17 protein-coding genes are annotated in these 16,664 nt (G+C 69.9%); 7 read left to right on the top strand and 10 right to left on the bottom strand.

The window, feature by feature from the left end:
* Positions 1–43 precede the first annotated feature (43 nt).
* Positions 44–1,189: an FAD-dependent oxidoreductase gene (locus ACTMTF_RS33170; RefSeq protein ID WP_441114217.1), complete on the top strand. Its 1,146-nt coding sequence runs from the start codon at positions 44–46 to the stop codon at positions 1,187–1,189.
* Here the strand turns inward: ACTMTF_RS33170 and dapA are convergent.
* Positions 1,151–2,029, bottom strand: a complete 879-nt coding sequence (gene dapA / locus ACTMTF_RS33165; RefSeq protein WP_441114216.1) for a 4-hydroxy-tetrahydrodipicolinate synthase — start codon at positions 2,027–2,029, stop codon at positions 1,151–1,153. The genes ACTMTF_RS33170 and dapA overlap by 39 nt on opposite strands.
* Before the next feature lie 72 nt (positions 2,030–2,101).
* On the opposite strand from dapA, the gene ACTMTF_RS33160 reads away from it, so the two are divergent.
* Entirely contained in the window at positions 2,102–2,971 is an 870-nt protein-coding gene (locus tag ACTMTF_RS33160; RefSeq protein WP_441114215.1) for a LysR substrate-binding domain-containing protein, read from the top strand.
* 61 nt (positions 2,972–3,032) lie between these two features.
* Complete coding sequence (locus tag ACTMTF_RS33155; RefSeq protein ID WP_441114214.1) at positions 3,033–4,466, top strand: ATP-binding protein; 1,434 nt, start codon at positions 3,033–3,035, stop codon at positions 4,464–4,466.
* Positions 4,467–4,472: 6 nt separating this feature from the next.
* On the opposite strand, the gene ACTMTF_RS33150 is transcribed toward ACTMTF_RS33155, so the two are convergent.
* Positions 4,473–5,426, bottom strand: coding sequence for a serine hydrolase domain-containing protein (locus tag ACTMTF_RS33150; RefSeq protein WP_441114213.1), 954 nt, complete (start codon positions 5,424–5,426; stop codon positions 4,473–4,475).
* Between the two features lie 159 nt (positions 5,427–5,585).
* Here ACTMTF_RS33150 and ACTMTF_RS33145 point away from each other — a divergent pair, with 159 nt between their 5' ends.
* Entirely contained in the window at positions 5,586–5,795 is a 210-nt protein-coding gene (locus ACTMTF_RS33145) for a hypothetical protein (RefSeq protein ID WP_397015743.1), read from the top strand.
* Between the two features lie 9 nt (positions 5,796–5,804).
* Here the strand turns inward: ACTMTF_RS33145 and ACTMTF_RS33140 are convergent, their stop codons facing one another.
* From ACTMTF_RS33140 to ACTMTF_RS33130, 3 genes are all read right to left on the bottom strand, one after another.
* Complete coding sequence (locus tag ACTMTF_RS33140) at positions 5,805–7,067, bottom strand: ATP-binding protein (protein ID WP_441114212.1); 1,263 nt, start codon at positions 7,065–7,067, stop codon at positions 5,805–5,807.
* A 303-nt stretch (positions 7,068–7,370) separates the two neighbouring features.
* Positions 7,371–8,810: an MFS transporter gene (locus tag ACTMTF_RS33135; protein ID WP_441114211.1), complete on the bottom strand. Its 1,440-nt coding sequence runs from the start codon at positions 8,808–8,810 to the stop codon at positions 7,371–7,373.
* Between the two features lie 40 nt (positions 8,811–8,850).
* The gene (locus ACTMTF_RS33130; RefSeq protein ID WP_441114210.1) at positions 8,851–9,561 is read right to left on the bottom strand and encodes a class I SAM-dependent methyltransferase; all 711 of its coding nucleotides are present in this window, start codon (positions 9,559–9,561) and stop codon (positions 8,851–8,853) included.
* A 161-nt stretch (positions 9,562–9,722) separates the two neighbouring features.
* On the opposite strand from ACTMTF_RS33130, the gene ACTMTF_RS33125 reads away from it, so the two are divergent.
* Positions 9,723–11,075: an LCP family protein gene (locus ACTMTF_RS33125; RefSeq protein WP_397015738.1), complete on the top strand. Its 1,353-nt coding sequence runs from the start codon at positions 9,723–9,725 to the stop codon at positions 11,073–11,075.
* 43 nt (positions 11,076–11,118) lie between these two features.
* Here the strand turns inward: ACTMTF_RS33125 and ACTMTF_RS33120 are convergent, their stop codons facing one another.
* Positions 11,119–11,847, bottom strand: coding sequence for an SAM-dependent methyltransferase (locus tag ACTMTF_RS33120; protein ID WP_441114209.1), 729 nt, complete (start codon positions 11,845–11,847; stop codon positions 11,119–11,121).
* A 55-nt stretch (positions 11,848–11,902) separates the two neighbouring features.
* Complete coding sequence (locus ACTMTF_RS33115) at positions 11,903–12,427, bottom strand: tetratricopeptide repeat protein (protein ID WP_441114208.1); 525 nt, start codon at positions 12,425–12,427, stop codon at positions 11,903–11,905.
* Positions 12,428–12,499: 72 nt separating this feature from the next.
* Here ACTMTF_RS33115 and ACTMTF_RS33110 point away from each other — a divergent pair, with 72 nt between their 5' ends.
* Both ACTMTF_RS33110 and ACTMTF_RS33105 read left to right on the top strand, forming a co-directional pair.
* Complete coding sequence (locus tag ACTMTF_RS33110) at positions 12,500–13,429, top strand: nucleotide-binding protein (RefSeq protein WP_441114207.1); 930 nt, start codon at positions 12,500–12,502, stop codon at positions 13,427–13,429.
* A 108-nt stretch (positions 13,430–13,537) separates the two neighbouring features.
* On the top strand, positions 13,538–13,924 hold the full coding sequence (locus ACTMTF_RS33105; RefSeq protein WP_397015730.1) for an SCO5389 family protein: 387 nt from the start codon (positions 13,538–13,540) through the stop codon (positions 13,922–13,924).
* Between the two features lie 48 nt (positions 13,925–13,972).
* Here the strand turns inward: ACTMTF_RS33105 and ACTMTF_RS33100 are convergent, their stop codons facing one another.
* Genes ACTMTF_RS33100 through ACTMTF_RS33090 form a run of 3 tightly spaced genes read right to left on the bottom strand, consistent with a single transcriptional unit; the run spans position 13,973 to position 16,600 of the window.
* Complete coding sequence (locus tag ACTMTF_RS33100; RefSeq protein ID WP_441114206.1) at positions 13,973–14,938, bottom strand: LLM class flavin-dependent oxidoreductase; 966 nt, start codon at positions 14,936–14,938, stop codon at positions 13,973–13,975.
* A 33-nt stretch (positions 14,939–14,971) separates the two neighbouring features.
* Entirely contained in the window at positions 14,972–15,643 is a 672-nt protein-coding gene (locus tag ACTMTF_RS33095) for a ribonuclease HII (RefSeq protein WP_441114205.1), read from the bottom strand.
* A 21-nt stretch (positions 15,644–15,664) separates the two neighbouring features.
* Entirely contained in the window at positions 15,665–16,600 is a 936-nt protein-coding gene (locus ACTMTF_RS33090; RefSeq protein ID WP_397015724.1) for a LysR family transcriptional regulator, read from the bottom strand.
* Positions 16,601–16,664 lie beyond the last annotated feature (64 nt).

The raw sequence follows: 16,664 nt of genomic DNA, 5'->3' as shown, positions 1-16,664 counted from the left end.
CCCTCGCCGTATATTTCGTTCGACCGAACGAAAGGCTAGCACGATGAAGGCTCTGGTCATAGGGTGCGGCATCGGCGGTCCCGCCATCGCGATGGCGCTGCGTGAGGTCGGCGTCGACGCCGAGATCTTCGAGGCGTACGGCGCGTCGGCCGACGGCGTGGGCGCGTTCCTCAACGTCGCCTCCAACGGCCTCGACGCGCTGCGCGCACTGGACGCCCACCGCGAGGTGCTGCGCGCGGGCATCCCCACGCCGGACCTGGTCATGTGGAGCGGCACCGGCAAGCGCCTGGGCGCGGTCTCCAACGGCCTGGCGCTCGACGACGGCACGGTGAGCCACACCATCCTGCGCGCCGACCTCCATCGGATCGTCCGCGACGAGGCCGTCCGGCGCGGGATCACGATCTCGTACGGCCGCCGCATGGTCTCCTTCGAGGACACCGGCGACCGGGTGACGGCCAGGTTCGAGGACGGCGGCGAGGCCACCGGCGACCTGCTGATCGCCGCCGACGGCGTGCACTCGCGCACCCGCCGGCTGCTCGACCCCACCGCGCCCGAGCCCCGGTACGCGGGCCTCTACAGCGGTGGCGGCATCGTGCGGGACCAGGACTTCACCGGCGAGCCCGGCGTCTACCACCTGGTCTTCGGCAAGCGGGCGTTCTTCGGCTACACGGTGGCCGAGTCGGGCGAGACCTGGTGGTTCGCCAACCTGCCGCGCGAGCTCGGGGACGTGCCCGCCGACTGGCGGCCGGTCCTGGCCGAGGCGTTCGAGCCCGACGCCAACTTCTCGGCCGACCTCGTCCGCCGCGCCGAGCTCGGGCCGATGCTGCCGATCCACGACCTGCCGCCCCTGCCCACCTGGCATCGCGGCAGGGTGCTGCTGACCGGCGACGCCGCGCACGCCACCTCGCCCAGCTCGGGCCAGGGCGCCTCGCTGGCCATCGAGGACGCCGTCGTGCTGGCCAGGTGCCTGCGCGACGCGGGCGACCACCGCGCCGCGTTCCGGCTGTTCGAGAGCGAGCGCCGGGACCGGGTCGAACGGGTGGTCGCCTACGCCAGGACGATCAGCAACAGCAAGGCGGCGGGCCCGGTGGCCCGGGTCTTCCGGGACGCGCTGATGCCGTACTTCCTGAAGAGGAGCGCGAGCCAGGAGTCACTGGCCTGGATGTACCGCCACCAGGTCAGCCTGTGAGATGGCCTGCTCGCTCGCGGGGAGCAGCGGCAGCCGGACGTCGGGGGTGGGGATCAGGCCCCGGGCGTGCAGGACGCCCTTGACGACCGTCGGATTCGGCTCGGCGAACAGCGCGGCCGACAGCCTGGCGAGCCGGTGCCCCAGCGCCCTGGCGCGCGCCACGTCCCCCGCCCGCCACGCGTCGACCAGCTCGGCGAAGCGGTCGGTGGCCAGGTGCGCGGAGGCCAGGATGGCGCCCGACGCGCCGAGCGCGAGCAGCGGCGAGATGACCGTGTCGTCACCGCCCAGCACCTCGAAGCCGTCGGGCAGGTCGCCGAGCAGGTCGATGGCGTCCTGGTCGATGCCGCCGGCGGCGTACTTCACCCCGGCGATCATCGGGTGGCCGCCCAGGTGGCGCAGCGTCGCGGCGCTCACCGCCTGACCGGTCCGGTAGGGAATGTGGTAGATCACCAGCGGCACCGGCGTCTCCTCCGCCAGCGCCTCGAAGTGCGCGACGACGCCGCGCTCGCCGGGCCGCAGGAAGTACGGCACCGTCACCAGCGCCGCCGCGACGCCCTCGGGCAGGCCCTTGAGCGCCTCGGCCGTGGTCCGGGTGTCGTTCCCGGTGACGCCCACTGTCAGCGGCACACCGCGCGCTCCGCAGACCCGCGCGCAGACCTCGATCACCCGGGCGCGCTCCGCCGCGCTCAGCGCCGCGACCTCACCGGTCGTCCCCAGCGCCACCAGCCCGGACGCGCCCTGGTCGAGGACGTGCTCGGCGAGCTTCTCGATCGCCTCGGCGGCCACCTCGCCGGTAGAGGTGAACGGCGTGATCAGCGGTACATGGAGTCCTGTCAGCATGTCTTCGAGGGTGCCGTGCCCGGACCCATTAGGTCCAGCGACCATTTCTGCGGTCCAGCGTAAGCTTCTCTTATGCTGGATCCACGCAAGCTGCATCTGCTGCGCGAGCTGTCCCGGCGCGGCACGATCGCCGCCGTCGCCGAAGCCGTCGCCTTCACCCCGTCGGCGGTCTCGCAGCAGCTCAGCGCGCTGGAGAAGGAGGCGGGCGTGCCGCTGCTGGAGCGCACCGGCCGCACCGTCGCCCTCACCCCCGCCGGCCACCTGCTGGTCGAGCACGCGCAGGCCGTACTGGAACAGCTCGAACGCGCCTCCGCCGCGCTCGCCGCCGTCCGCGGCGGCCTCTCGGGGCCACTCCGCATCGGCGCGTTCCCGACGGCGGCCCGCGTCCTGCTGCCGTCTGCGCTCGCCGACCTGACCCGCGCCCACCCCGGCCTGGTGCCGATGCTCGCCGAGATCGACCCCGCCGACGTCTCGGCCGCCCTCGGCGCGGGCGAGCTCGACGTGGCCCTGGTGCACGAGTACGACTTCGTGCCGCCGGTCACCGACCCGTCACTGGAGACCGAGCCGCTGTTCAGCGAGCCGATCTACCTCACGAACCGCCCCTCGATCGCCGCGGCGTCCGGCGACCCGTGGATCGCCGCCAAACCGGGCACCCTCTGCTACACCATGACGATCAGGGCCTGCCAGGCAGCCGGTTTCGACCCACTCGTCCGCCACCACCTCGACGACTTCGACACCGTCCTCGCCTTCGCCGCCGCCGGCCACGGCGTCGCCCTCGTCCCCCGCCTCGCCGCGCTCGCCCCGCCCCCCGAGGTCCGTCTCACCCGGCTCCCCCTGAGCCGCCGCACGCTGGCGGCCTTCAGACGGGGGTACGGCGAGCACCCGGCGATCAGGGCGGCCGTGGCGGCGTTCCGATCGGCGATCAGGGTGTTGCCGGTCTAGTCGGATCCATCTTAGTAAGATTGATTCTTACTAAGATTGAATCTTACTTAGGGAGGCTGGGATGCGCGCGTTCACGGGCCGAGCCGACGATCTGCGAACTCTCGACGGGCAACTGCGCCAGGTGCTGGAGGGGCACCTCACCACCCGAGGTCGAGCGCTGATCATGACCGGCCGCCGCAGGGTCGGCAAATCCCGGCTGGTTCAGGAGTTCTGCGACCGATCGGGGCTTCCTTATGTCATCTTCCAGGCTTCTCGCGGACGCTCCGCCGCCGCTGAACGGCACGATCTCGTCGAGGCGGCCGTCTGCGCGGGCCTACCGGGAGCCGACCTGGTCCAGGGGGTCGAGCCGCAGGACTGGAACCAAGCGCTGAGGTCACTCGCCACCGCGATCGAGGATTCGCCCTGCATCGTGGTCCTCGATGAGGTTCCGTGGCTGATCGAGCAGGATCCCGAGTTCGAAGGGGCACTTCAGACGGTCTGGGACCGGTTCCTGTCCGGCAGACCTGTCCTGTTGATTCTGGTGGGCAGTGATCTCACCATGATGCAGGCGCTCCAGGAATACGGGCGACCGTTCTTCGGTCGGGCGGCGAACATGACCATCCGGCCGCTGTCCCTCGCCGACGTGGCCGAGATGACCCGGTTGCCCGCCGCAGACGCCGTGGACGCCCTCCTGCTCACCGGTGGATTCCCGGAGATCGTCCAGTCGTGGCGGCCTGGGATGTCGCGCCTCGACTTCCTGCGCCAAAGTCTGGAATCACCGCTGTCCCCGCTCCTCGCCGCCGGAGAGTTGTCACTGCTGGGTGAGTTCCCGGCCGGCACACACACCCGAACGGTGCTGGAGGTCGTGGGAGCGGGTGAGCGGACATTCGGCAGTATCGCCGCCAAGACGGGCAGCACCGCGCCACTCCCGTCCGGGACCCTCGCCCCCATCCTCGCCACCCTCACCGCGAAACGGGTCATCGCCGCCGATCTCCCGCTCTCCACAACGCCGGACACCAAGAACAAGCGATACCGCGTGGCCGATCCCTACCTGCGCTTCTGGCTGACCTTTCTCCACAGAGCGATCGCCGACAGTGAGCGCGGACGCCCGGACGTGGCTCTGCGCCGCATCGAGCGCTCCTGGACGGCCTGGCGCGGGCGCGCGGTCGAGCCGATCATCCGTGAGTCGCTGGCCAGAGCGCTCCCCGATGACAACTGGCCGGACACCGAGGAGATAGGGGGCTGGTGGAACCGCCAGAACAACCCCGAAGTGGACCTGGTCGGCGCGGACAGAGGGCCGGTCGCGAAGCGGATCCACTTCGTCGGGTCGGTCAAATGGCTCGACCAGCGGCCGTTCGACCGGCATGACCACGACACGTTGGTGCGCGAGGGCGGCTTCGTGCCCGGTGTCACCGCCGCCACGCCCCGGATCGCCGTGTCGAGAGCCGGATTCGAGCCCGGTCTTCCGGTCCAGCAGTGGGGCCCGGAGGACCTGCTCGCCGCCTGGCGGGCCTGACGGGGCTCAGGCGAGTGGGGCGATCAGGGCGTCGAAGACGGCTGCGGTGCTGGAGCGGGTGAAGTCGTCGTAGTCGCCCGCCGTCATCGCCACCACCATGTCCCGCGACGGGATCACGGCGAGCAGCTGGCCGCCGTTGCCGTGGGCGCCGAGCACCCCTTGGGGCTCGATGTACCACTGGTAGCCGTACCAGCGGTCGTCGGCGATCGGCACGCGCGGTCTCAGCACCTCGTCGAGCCAGGCTCCCGGCACGATGTCGCGACCGCCGTCGAGCATCAGCGTCCCGATGGCCGCCAGGTCACGCGGCCTGAGCCGCAGGCCCGCCGCCGCCATCGCCACGCCGTCGTCCCCGGCGGTCCACTCGAACGCGCCGATCCCGAGCGGCTCGAACAGGGCGGCCCGCGCGAACTCCGCCAGCGGCTCCCCGGCGCCCTTCGCGATGATCCCGCCGATGAGCGCGGTGGCTCCCCCGCAGTACGACCAGCGCTTGCCCGCCTCCTCCACGATGGGCCGTTCGAGGACATAGCGGTACCTGTCGGGGGCCGCCTCCATGGCGAGCTCGCTGTTGGCCACGCTCGTGTACGGCACGCTCTCGTCCCATTCGAGGCCGAGCGTCATGGTCAGGGCGTGCTCGATGGTGAGATGGGCGCGTGCCGGATCGGCCACCAGGTCCGGATATTCCGGGAATTGCCGTACGAGCCCCTCGCCCGGCTCGGGCACCAGCCCGTGCTTCAACGCGATCCCGTACAGCAGCGCGACCACGCTCTTGGAGATGGACCGCATGTCGTGCAGCGTCCCGGCGTCGAACCGGATCCGCCCGAGCGAGTCGCCGAGCCGGTAGTCCGCCCCCTCGCCGTACCGCTCCAGCACCACCTGGCCCTGTCGGCTCACCACGAGACCATGCAGGTTCGGCGCCTCACCGGCGCGCAGGACAGCGTCCACACGATCCGCCATGGTCATGTATGCCTCCCAAGAATCAGCACATCCAGGCATAGATCATCACACGGTGTCAGGGCCTACCCCTTATCGTCGTAATTCCTTCTCCCGTGGGTAGTTCGCTGTACAGCGGGGGAGAAAGTCGGCCCGCTCCCCCCGGTCGGCGAGACTTGAAGGTGTGACATGCACAAGCGCGAGCCCTTCCCCTTCGAGCTGTCCGTGACGGTGAGCGAGCCGACACCGCACCACATCGAGGAGGCCGCCTACCCGGTGGCCCTGCGCTTCTTCGGCGACGGCGCGGAGCTGCACATCGTCAGCGCCAAGGCAGAACCGGACCCCACCACACCCGGCAACTTCCGCGCCACGATCATCTTCCGAAAGCTGACGACGTAAAACGGCTGGTCAGGGGTTCAGCTGCCAGAGCGCTGCCAGCGGCAACGCCTTGAACCGATCGCCGAACGACAGCGACTCCTGTCCGGAATACAGCACGAACCCAGCCAGAAAGCGCCTGCCAAGACGGCTTTCCAGATGACGCAGACCACGAAAGTCATCCCCTCGTACGGTCTCCGCCGCCTTGATCTCAACACCCACGAGGTCCCCGGAGGCATGCTCCAGCACAGCGTCCACCTCGATCTTGTCGCGGTCGCGGTAGTGGAAGAGCTGCACCGGTTCGTCAGCCCACGTCAGCTGGCGAGCGATCTCCCCGACGGCGAAATTCTCCAACAGGGGTCCTACGGCACTGGTCGGGTCCATAGCGCGCTCCGGGGCCATGCCGATCAGCCGGCCGCCCAGCCCGGAATCGACCACGAGCAACTTCGGCGTGCCGATCGCACGTGTGGTCGCATTCGAGGACCACGCCGGGATCCTCTTGATGACGAACACCAGCTCCAGAAGGTCGAGGTAGCGCGACAGGGTCACGCGGGACATTCCTACGTCGCTGCCGAGTGCTTGCGGGACCGCGAGACCGCCCATACGCCCCGCCACCACGCTGAGCAGTCTGCGCATTTCCGCAGGCCGCTGAATGTCGGTCAGCTGACGCACGTCCCGGGTGATGAGATCAGATACGTAGGAGTCGAAAAACCGGGCACGACGACGGCCGGGGTCACGTCGAACAGCCTCCGGATATCCACCCCGCAACGCCCGGCTGACGTAGTCACGCTTACCCAACGTGGTCCTGAGATCGACGTCGGTACCCTGACGAAAAACGGCGTCCACGAATCCGTCCGGCGCCGAATCGATCTCCCCCTGGGAGAGAGGCCACAACTCGATCGTCTCCGCCCGCCCGGGCAAGGCGTCAGGAAGATCACGAAGATCGAGCAGGCGGGCGGATCCGGTGAGCAGGTAACGTCCCGGCCGGGGATCTCGATCGACCTCACGCTTGATCGGCAGCAGCAACTCAGGGGCTCGCTGGACTTCGTCTATCAAGAGCAGCTCGTCATGCCGGACGAAACCGACCGGGTCTTCCCGCGCCGCATCCAGGACAGCGGGATCGTCGAGGTACAGCTCCTTGGCTCCCGGCCTGGCATCCAGGATCGAACGAGCGAGGGTGCTCTTGCCTACCTGGCGAGCGCCGTTGACCACCACGACCCGCGTGTCAGCCAGGGCTTCCAGAGCCATGGTCTCGGCCCGACGTGGATACAGATCATCTTCGGCCACGATCTCCACGTTATCCCACTTCACAGTCGGTCCGTGGTCAGTCTGCCGCTTCATCGGTGGTCGGTCTGCCGTTCGGTTCGTGGTCAGTCTGCCGTAGAACTCGTGGTCAGTCTGCCATCCGGATTACCGTCGATCTGCCGTTGACGCGAAGCACCTTCTCATCAAGGCACCGTGGGGCGAAGCGCGAGGGCTTGCCCTCGCACAATGAGGGCCGCCAGGCCGAGAAGCACGCCGAAGCGGGTGAGGCGCGGAGCGCCTTCCGGGGGCGAGCCCTTCGCTGCGAGCACGAAACCACGGGAGCACGGGAGGGTGTCAGGCGACCTTGTCCGGCGTGGCCGCGCTGAGGGGTGCGGCGATGTCCTCCAGGCCCTTGCGTTCGGCCTTGACCCCGAAGATCAGCTCCACGATGCCCGCGATGATCATTAGCACGGCGCCGATCGTGAAGGCGAGTGCCGTGTCACCGGGGACGCCGGTCGCGACCAGCTTGGCGAAGATCAGCGGACCGGCGATGCCGCCGGCGGCGGTGCCGATGGCGAAGAAGAAGGCGATGGCCATCGCCCTGGTCTCCATGGGGAAGATCTCGCTCACTGTCAGGTAGGCCGAGCTGGCCCCGGCCGAGGCCACGAAGAGCACCGCGGACCAGCAGGCCGTCAGGGTGACCGCAGTGAGCACGCCCTGGTTGAACAGCCAGGCCGTGCCCAGGAGCAGCAGCCCGGAGCCGACGTAGGTGGCCGAGATCATCGGGATCCGGCCAACGGTGTCGAAGAGCCGGCCGAGCAGCAGCGGGCCGAGGAAGTTGCCGACCGCGATGACGGCGAAGTAATAGCCGGTGTAGGTGTCGATGTTGTAGAACGTCGACAGGATCTGGGCGTACCCGAAGGTGATCGCGTTGTACAGGAACGCCTGGCCGATGAAGAGCGACAGCCCGAGCACGGTCCGCTTGGGGTAGAGCGCCACCATCGTGTGCGCGATCCGGACGAACCCGATCGACTTGCGCTGGTGGATGGTCATCGACTGCGCGGGCTCGGGCAGGTCGCCGCCCACCTGGCGCTCGACGTCCTGGACGATCTCCTCCGCCTCGCGGTCCCGCCCGTGGATGAACAGCCACCGCGGGCTCTCCGGCACGTTCCTGCGGACGAGGAGGATCGCCAGGCCGAGCACCACGCCCAGGCCGAACGCGATGCGCCAGCCGATGTTGACCGGCAGGTTGTTCAGCAGCGGCACGGTCAGCAGCGCGCCACCCGCCGCGCCCAGCCAGTAGCTGCCGTTGATGAGAATGTCGATCCTGCCCCGGTGCCTGCTGGGGATGAGCTCGTCGATGGCGGAGTTGATGGCCGCGTACTCACCGCCGATCCCGAAGCCGGTCAGAAACCGGAACAGGAAGAACCACCACGCGCTGAAGGAGAACGCGGTGGCCAGCGTGGCCGCGAGATACACGAGCAGGGTGATGATGAACAGCTTCTTGCGGCCGAACCTGTCGGTCAGCCAGCCGAAGAACAGCGCCCCCGAGCAGGCTCCGGCCACGTAGAGTGCGGCGGCGAGCCCCGCCACCTGCTCCTGGGTGATGTCCAGGCCGCTGCCCGGCTTGGCGAGCTGGGCCGACAGGTTACCGACGATGGTGACTTCGAGCCCGTCGAGAATCCAGACGGTGCCCAGCCCGATGACGATCATCCAATGCCAGCGTGACCATGGCAGCCGGTCAAGCCGGGCGGGCACCTTCGTGGAGATGACGCCGGTCTCAACATCGCTCATGAACGCCATCGGTGCCCGCAGGGCGGATCCCGAAACGCCGCTACGGCTTACGGGCGCGCAGCATCCAGGTCCTGGCCCAGGGGCCGCCATGCCAGTAGCGCCAGCCCAGATCACGCCTGTGGACGTCGACCACGCCGAGCCCGCGCAGCACGGTCTCGTACGCGGGTACGTGCTCATGGTCGGCGATGAGCAGGAGCCCGCCGGGGCGCAGCACCCGGTGGGCCTCGCGGATCGCGGCCGCGCGCCCGTCCGCCTTGGAGATGTGGTGCACGGCCAGGCTGGAGACCACCACGTCGTACGACTCGTCGTCGAAGGGCAGCTCCCGCATGTCGCCCGTGGTGAGCTCGACGAGGTCGGAGACCCCTTCGGCCTCGGCGTTGGCCCGGGTGACCGCCTCGCTGGACCGCCGGCCCCACAGGTCGAGGCCAGTGGCGGTGCCGTGGTCGATCCGTTTGGCGGCGAGCAGCAGCACGGCGCCCCGCCCGCAGCCGAGGTCGAGCACCTTCTCCTCGCCCGTCAGCTCACGCAGCGCCTCGCCCCAGACGGCGAACTTGCCCCGGCGCGTGGTGTAGAGCTGGCTCGCGGCGCTGGCCAGCGTGTAGAGGGCGCCGAAGAGGAAGGCGATCGCCACCGCCAGGATGTCGTTGTCGAACGAGATCACCGCCAGGGCGAGCAGCAGGACCGCGCCCAGGACGAGGCCCCCAAGGGCCCACGGCTCGTCTAACCCGTACTTACCACGTCGATCGCGCACATTCACGTTATAACTCAAACAGTCCCTTGACCCGATGTTGAGACGACACTTCCCTGGGAGAGTGTCAATCATCCCCAACCGGTGTCTAGCGTTGCAGAGACTGGCGGGCGATGGGGGTTTGACCAGGCATGACGGGAAAGGATCGCGGTTTCGGTCTCGGGATGAGCCTCGCGCTCACGTTGAGTTCGGCCTTGCTCTGGGGCGTGGCCCACCTGGCGACACATCGCCACAGAACGGGCCTGGCGCTCATGGCGGCCCATGTGTTCCTGCTGGCTTTCATTCTCACGATGGTGACCGCGTTCAGCACCCGGCTGCTGTCGCTGGCCGTCCAGCCGCGCTGGATCACCGCGCTGGTGATCGCGCTGACCGTGCTCGCGGCCACCTGGACCGCCGTGATCGTCTGGTCCTACACGCTGGTACGGCCCGCCGCCTCCGGCATCGTCGGCCGGGCCCTCACCACCGGCCTGACCATCGGCCTGTGCGCGCTCATCCTGGCCCCGACCGCCTACGCCGCCCGGCTCGCCTACCTGTCGCGCGACGTGATGCACCACCTGTTCGCCGGCAACACCGGCCCGGTCATGTCCGAGGACCCGTGGAACGGCGCCCAGCGCGTCAACTTCCTGCTCATCGGCGCCGACTCCGCCCCGAACCGGCCCGGGGTGCGCACCGACAGCATGACCGTGGCCAGCGTGGACACCGCGACGGGCGCCACGACCCTGTTCGGCCTGCCGCGCAACCTCCAGGACGTGCCGATGCCCAACGGCCCCGCCCGAGACCGCTTCCCGTACGGCTTCACCGGCTCGGGCAGCACCCATCCGGGCCTGCTCAACGAGGTCTTCCAGTACGCCGAGGACCACCCGGAGGTCGTCCCCGGAGCCGCCAAGGGGCAGCATGGCCCCACCCTGCTCAAGGAGACGGTCGGCGGCATCCTCGGCATCCCGGTGTCCTACTACGCCATGATCGACATGAAGGGCTTCGCCGAGATCATCGACGCCATGGGCGGCGTCCGGGTCACCGTCGAGGAGCCCATCGTGTACGGCCGGTACCGCGAAGGTCTGCTGCCCGCCGGCACCCGCAGGCTCAACGGCGAGGAAGCCCTCTGGTACGGCCGCTCCCGCACCGACAGCGACGACTATGTGCGCATGGGCCGCCAGAAGTGCCTGCTCAACGCGGTCGCCAAGCAGGCGGACCCGGTCACCGTGGTCAACAGCTTCGAGAACCTGGCGACCGCCACCAAGCGGGCCATCTCCACGGACGTCCCGCAGAGCCTGCTGCCCGCCCTGGTGGAGCTGTCGCAGAAGGTCAAGGACACCCACATCCGGAGCCTGAGCTTCGTCCCCCCGCTGATCGACACGGGCGCCCCGGACTGGCGGCTGATCAGGCAGAAGGTCTCCCAGGTGCTCTCCGAACGCCCTGCCCGCACCCTGGCCACCACCCCGAGAGCCGCCCGCTCGACCACCGTCCCGACACCGACCCCCGAACGACCGGTCGCCCTCGACGCCACCTGCCGCTAGAAAATCCGCAGCGCGGCAACCCGCCAGGTACGCCGCAGCATGGCTACGCGCGCCGCAGCAGCAGTGTCACGAACCCGAGCCGGTCCCGATAGCCGCCCAGCCACAGCTCCCGGTGGGCGAGGGCCGCGGCCGCGGCGGCGTCGCCGTCCTCGCCGGGGTTGCGCAGCGCCCAGTCCAGCAGCGATCCGGTCCACGACCACTCATAGTCGTCCCACTCACCGAGCTCGCTGGTGTGCGCGTACACGGTACGGAATCCGCCTGCCTCGGCCTGTGCCACCGTCCCCAACAGATCCGGATATACCCCAATCTGCTCCTCCAGCTTCGCGCTCGGCGGTCGCTCCCAGAACCCTTCCCCCACCAACGCCAGCCCGCCCGGCGAGACAAGCTTCCCGATCGCCTCCATCGTGGCGGCCAGCCCGCCGAAGGCGTGCGTCGCGCCGACACAGAGCACGAGATCGTACGGCCCCGCGGCGTCGAACCCGGCCGCGGAGCCGTGGTGCAGCGTCAGCCGGTCCTCCACGCCTCGCAGCGCCGCCTCCCGGCGGGCAAGATCGAACCCCCGATCCGAGATGTCCACCCCGGCGGCCGTCGCGTCGCCGTACAGCTCAAGGAGTCGCAGACTCCAGAACGCCGACCCGCACCCGAGATCGAGCACCTTGGCGCCGGCGGGAAGCCGGGCCCTGCGCAGCAGGCGAGAAAGGTTCTCCTCGCTGATCGGCGAGGCGATGGGGTGATCGGCATGAGCGAGATCACTCAAGATGTCCCTGTTCATATCCGGCACAGGCTACGCACCGCCCCCCGCCGGACGTCCATCCATTTTCCAGGCGCTACGGGACCGTCTCGTCGAGGTGGTCCGCGTAGTACTCGACCGCCGGCCGGTAGCGCCCGGCCCCGCCCGACTCGACCAGCAGCTTGAGCAGCCCGGACACCGCTTCGCGGGACCGTCCCTCGTTGTAGAGGGCCATGGCGGCGAACGTCCGCAGCCCCGGATCGCCGGGGAACTCCTCCAGCCCCCGCTCGAAAAGCGCCAGCGCCTCGCCGTAGCGCCCCAGCACCCGCAGCGTGCTCCCCAGCCCGGTGAAGGCGCCCAGCCGGTCCTCCGCGCTCAGCCCGGCACCGGCCAGCGCCCGCTCGTAGTAGGCCACCGCCTCCGCTTCGAGGCCGAGCGCGTCGTGCACCCACGCCGTCTGGTAGGCGATCTCGGCGTCGTCCGGGTGCCGCGCCGCCAGGTCCACCAGCAGGTCCCGGGCCTCCTCGCGACTGCCCCGCTCGCGCAGCCGGACCCCACGGGCCAACTCCTCCCGCGAGTCATCGGACAGTCGCGCCACGCTCGCCGAATCTCCCTCTCGCATCCCGCCAGTGTGGCATGATGGTCATTCGTACGGCCGACAACGGTTTTCATAATCAGCTTCAAGGAGGATCCCGTGAGGGTGGCGTTCGTCGGAAAGGGCGGCAGCGGCAAGACGACGATGTCGGCGCTGTTCGCGAGATACGTGGCTAGCCAGGGCGCCCCGGTCGTCGCCATCGACGCGGACATCAATCAGCACCTGGCCCTCGTCCTCGGCGTGGGGGAGCCGCCCGAGCCGCTGGGCGCGCACCTCACGGAGCTCAAGGACCACCTGCGCGGCGACAACCCGCGCGTCCCCTCGGCCGCCGCCATGGTCAAGACGACCCCGCCGGGCCGGGGCTCCCGGCTGCTGTCCTTCGAGGATCTCGCCTCCTACGAGCACGGTGTCACCACCGCCGAGGGCATCCGCCTGATGGCGACCGGCCCGTTCAACGACGACGACCTCGGCGTCGCCTGCTACCACTCCAAGGTCGGGGCGGTGGAGCTGCTGCTCAACCACCTGATCGACGGCCAGGGCGAGTATGTCGTGGTCGACATGACGGCAGGCTCCGACTCCTTCGCCTCCGGCCTGTTCACCCGCTTCGACCTGACCCTGCTCGTCGTCGAGCCGACCAGGCAGGGCGTGGGCGTCTACCGGCAGTACCGCGACTACGCCGCCGACTACCAGGTGCCGCTCGCCGTGGTGGGCAACAAGGTGCACGACTCCGCCGACGTGGACTTCCTGCGCGAGCACGTCGGCCACCATCTGCTCACCTGGATGGAGCACTCCGCCGCCGTCCGGGCCATGGAGCAGGGCCGCCCGCTCACCCTCGGCGACCTGGAGCCGGCCAACTCCGACACGCTGTCCATGCTGCTCAAGCACGTGGACGAGCAGGAGAAGGACTGGGCCCGGTTCGGCCGCCAGACGGCGGAGTTCCACCTGCGCAACGCGCACGCGTGGGCCAACGACAGAACCGGCGTGGACCTCTCCGCGCAGATCGACCCCGACTTCGTCTACGGCCCCTGATCCACACGACCGGGCCTCTGATCCACACGACTGTCGCCCTTCAGCCATCTGGAGGGATCTCCGAAGCCGATCTAGCGTCGTACTCGATGTCTTTCGAAAGGAGACAGCATGTCGCTGACCGTTCCGAACGATCTGCTCGACCAGGCCCGAGCCGGAGAGGTGGACGACGCGGCGTTCCTCGCCTGCGTCCGTGACTCCCTGCCCTACGCCTGGTCGATGATCACCGAGCTGGTCGAGCAGCGTGACAAGACAGGAGCCGAGTTCGTCGACAACCAGGTGCCGCCCCCCGACGAGGAGGCTCGCGGACAGCTCCTGCGCTGCTTGGCGAGCGACGCGATGCGTGGTGCGCTGGAGCGCCACTTCAGCGTCAAACTGGCTTTCCAGAACTGCCACCGGGTTGCCGTGTTCGACCCGTCGGCCGGTGAGTCCCTGCGCGAGTTCGTGACCCCGCGCGCGCAGATTCTCAACCAGAAGCCGGAGCTGGTCGACTGCTGAGCCGAGCGTGCAGGCCACCCGCCGCGCCGGCGGGTGGCCGTACGGCGGTCAGCGCAGCGCGGGCAGCACCTCGGCGCCCAGGCGGCGGATGTTCTCCAGGGTGCGCCGGTGGTCACCGGTCCCCTCCACCATGAGGATGAAGTGCTCGATCCCGGTCGCTCGTGAGGTGCGCGCCAGCGTGCGCGCGCAGTGCTCCGGTGAGCCGACCGGGTGCACGCGGGTGAGGAAGTCCACGTAGGCGGGCACGTCCCTGGGCGGGCGCGGACGACCGTCCACCGGCACGTATCCGGCCAGGCCGGGCTCCAGCCACGCGGGCATCGCCTGCTTGAGCTCCCGCACCGCCTGCGGAGTGGTGTCCGCGACGTGGGCGAGCGCCGCAGCGATGTGGCCGGCCGGTCCCCCATAGGTCCTGACCATGGCCGCCCTGTCCTGGTCGTCGATGTGCATGCCCAGCAGCATCGGCAGGCCGCGCTCGGCCGCCAGCTTCAGGGTGGCGTCGGAGGTGCAGGCCACCACCGGGCGCATCCGCGCGGCGGGGACGAGGGTCGTCTCCCGGAAGCGGAAGAAGTCGCCGTCGGCCGACACCGGCCCTCCCGACAGTGCGGTGACCAGGAGGTCGAGGGATTCGGCGAACCCCCGCTCGAAGCGCTCCAGGCCGGTGCCGAAGACCTCCAGGTCCTGCCACGGGCCGCCTCTGCCCACGCCCAGCGTGAAGCGCCCGCCGGACAGGTGGTGCAGCATGGCGGCCTGCTCGGCCAGGGCCACCGGGTGCTGCGTGGACAGCACGCTCACCGCCGTGCCGAGGCCGATGCGGGTGGTGCGGCCGATCGCGACCGCGGCCAGCGTCGTCGGCGAGGGGCAGACGCCGTAGGACATGAAGTGGTGCTCCGCTATCCAGGCGTCGTCGAACCCGGCCCGCTCGGCGGCCACGACGAGCTCGACCGTGTCGGCCAGGACCCGCCCCGGCTCCTGGCCGGGGAACTGGGCGGCGAGCAGGAAGATGCCGATCCGCATCCCACCGATGATGGCCGAACGCGGCGGGCGGTGTCAGCCGAAGAGGCTGACCTGCCCCTCGCCCGCCGCCGGATCGCGGTGGTGCTTGAGGTGGCGCCAGCGCGGGAGGTCGTCGAGATAGGACCAGGACAGGCGGTGGTGCGGGGTGGGGCCGAGGCGGGCCAGCGCCTCGGTGTGCTGGGGCGAGGGGTAGCCGGCGTTCTCGGCGAAGCCGTAGTCGTCCCAGCCGATGGTGGCCATGTACGCGTCGCGGTGGACCTTGGCGAGCACAGAGGCGGCGGCCACCGAGATGCTGGCCGCGTCGCCCTTGACCTCCAGCCGCACCGGCCAGGGCGGGCCGATGTAGTCGTGCTTGCCGTCCAGGATCAGCGCGTCGGGCCGTACCGGGAGCGCCTCCAGCGCGCGGCGGGCGGCCCTGCGCAGCGCCTGGGTCATGCCGAGCTCGTCGATCTCGGCGTGCGTGGCCTCGCCGAGGCCGATGCCCACCGCCCACGGCGCCAGCTCCGCCGACACCTTCGCCCGCTTGGCGGCGGACAGCTGTTTGGAGTCGGTGAGGCCCGCGGGAGGGGCTGACAGATCGGTGACGACGGCGCACACGGTGACGGGCCCCGCCCACGCCCCACGGCCCACCTCGTCCACGCCCGCGACCGTACGGATGCTGGGCTGGGTGAGCAGCAGTTGCTCGATGTCGTAGGTCGGCGCCATGACGGCAGACGCTACCGGAACTCAGCGCTCGGCCGGCCGTACCGGAGCGAGGTCGGCGGCGATGTAGCGGGCGGCGACGTGGATCGCCCGCAGCGTCACCGACACCGACGGGCGGTTGACGCTGGAGGCGCGGGCGACGGCGTGCACGTCACGCGCCACCGGGTTGCCGGGGAACTGGCGCACCGACAGCCCGCGCACCCCGGCCGCCAGCGCCAGGGCGGGGACGGCGGCGATGCCGATGCCCTTGGCGACCAGGGAGAGGATCGTTCCAAGCCCTTCGAACTCCCACGGCACCGGCCTGGTGCCGCCCACGTCGACGAGGAGCCGGTCGACCGCCAGCCGCGACGGTTCGCCGTCCGGGGTGGCCATCCACGGCTCGTCGCGAAGTTCGCGCAGGTCCAGCGGCACCCCGGGGTCGGCCAGGCGGTGCTTGCGGGGCACCACCAGCACCAGCGGGTCGTGCAGCAGCGGGAAGACCCGCAGGTTCTCGCTGTCGCGGGCCTGGCCGTACCAGTCGTCGACCAGCGCGATGTCCACCTCGCCCGACTGCACCTCCCGTATCCCCCGCCCGGACCTGCTCTGCCGCAGCCGAAGGGTGAGCTCGGTGTGACGGCGGAGCGAGCGGGCGAGAGCTGGGGCGAATGCGACGGCCGCTGTGGGGAAGGCGGTTACCACGACACGCCCGGCGGGGCTGCCCGCGTGGGCCGACAGATCCGATTCCGCCTCTTCGACCATGGAAAGGATGCGTTCCGCATGCGCCACCAGCCTCCGGCCGGCATCGGTGAGTTCGGCGCTGCGCGCGGTCCTGTCGATGAGGGCCGTGCCGGTCTCACGCTCCAGCGCCGCCAGTTGCTGGGAGACGGCCGACGGACTATACCCCGTCGAAGCGGCGGTTGCAGCGATGCTGCCCCGACGGGCAAATTCGCAGATCAACGTCAAACGGCGCAAATCGAGCATCGGACTTCCTTATGCCTACCCACAAAAAGCCTCGCTTGTCCTGATGCCTCTATCCAACCACCCT

The sequence above is a fragment of the Nonomuraea sp. ZG12 genome, from assembly GCF_052068115.1.
Taxonomy (GTDB): Bacteria; Actinomycetota; Actinomycetes; order Streptosporangiales; family Streptosporangiaceae; genus Nonomuraea.
Note: the sequence above shows the minus strand (reverse complement) of the source record. Positions and strands in the feature narration are given on the sequence as shown.

Excerpts from the sequence above, each read along its gene's own strand:
- ACTMTF_RS33125 (WP_397015738.1), top strand. The coding sequence starts at position 9,723 with ATGAGCCTCGCGCTCACGTTGAGTTCGGCCTTGCTCTGGGGCGTGGCC.
- ACTMTF_RS33120 (WP_441114209.1), bottom strand. The coding sequence starts at position 11,847 with ATGAACAGGGACATCTTGAGTGATCTCGCTCATGCCGATCACCCCATC.
- ACTMTF_RS33135 (WP_441114211.1), bottom strand. The coding sequence starts at position 8,810 with ATGAGCGATGTTGAGACCGGCGTCATCTCCACGAAGGTGCCCGCCCGG.
- ACTMTF_RS33150 (WP_441114213.1), bottom strand. The coding sequence starts at position 5,426 with ATGACCATGGCGGATCGTGTGGACGCTGTCCTGCGCGCCGGTGAGGCG.
- dapA (WP_441114216.1), bottom strand. The coding sequence starts at position 2,029 with ATGCTGACAGGACTCCATGTACCGCTGATCACGCCGTTCACCTCTACC.
- ACTMTF_RS33155 (WP_441114214.1), top strand. The coding sequence starts at position 3,033 with ATGCGCGCGTTCACGGGCCGAGCCGACGATCTGCGAACTCTCGACGGG.
- ACTMTF_RS33170 (WP_441114217.1), top strand. The coding sequence starts at position 44 with ATGAAGGCTCTGGTCATAGGGTGCGGCATCGGCGGTCCCGCCATCGCG.
- ACTMTF_RS33160 (WP_441114215.1), top strand. The coding sequence starts at position 2,102 with ATGCTGGATCCACGCAAGCTGCATCTGCTGCGCGAGCTGTCCCGGCGC.
- ACTMTF_RS33145 (WP_397015743.1), top strand. The coding sequence starts at position 5,586 with ATGCACAAGCGCGAGCCCTTCCCCTTCGAGCTGTCCGTGACGGTGAGC.
- ACTMTF_RS33105 (WP_397015730.1), top strand. The coding sequence starts at position 13,538 with ATGTCGCTGACCGTTCCGAACGATCTGCTCGACCAGGCCCGAGCCGGA.
- ACTMTF_RS33115 (WP_441114208.1), bottom strand. The coding sequence starts at position 12,427 with ATGCGAGAGGGAGATTCGGCGAGCGTGGCGCGACTGTCCGATGACTCG.
- ACTMTF_RS33100 (WP_441114206.1), bottom strand. The coding sequence starts at position 14,938 with ATGCGGATCGGCATCTTCCTGCTCGCCGCCCAGTTCCCCGGCCAGGAG.
- ACTMTF_RS33095 (WP_441114205.1), bottom strand. The coding sequence starts at position 15,643 with ATGGCGCCGACCTACGACATCGAGCAACTGCTGCTCACCCAGCCCAGC.
- ACTMTF_RS33090 (WP_397015724.1), bottom strand. The coding sequence starts at position 16,600 with ATGCTCGATTTGCGCCGTTTGACGTTGATCTGCGAATTTGCCCGTCGG.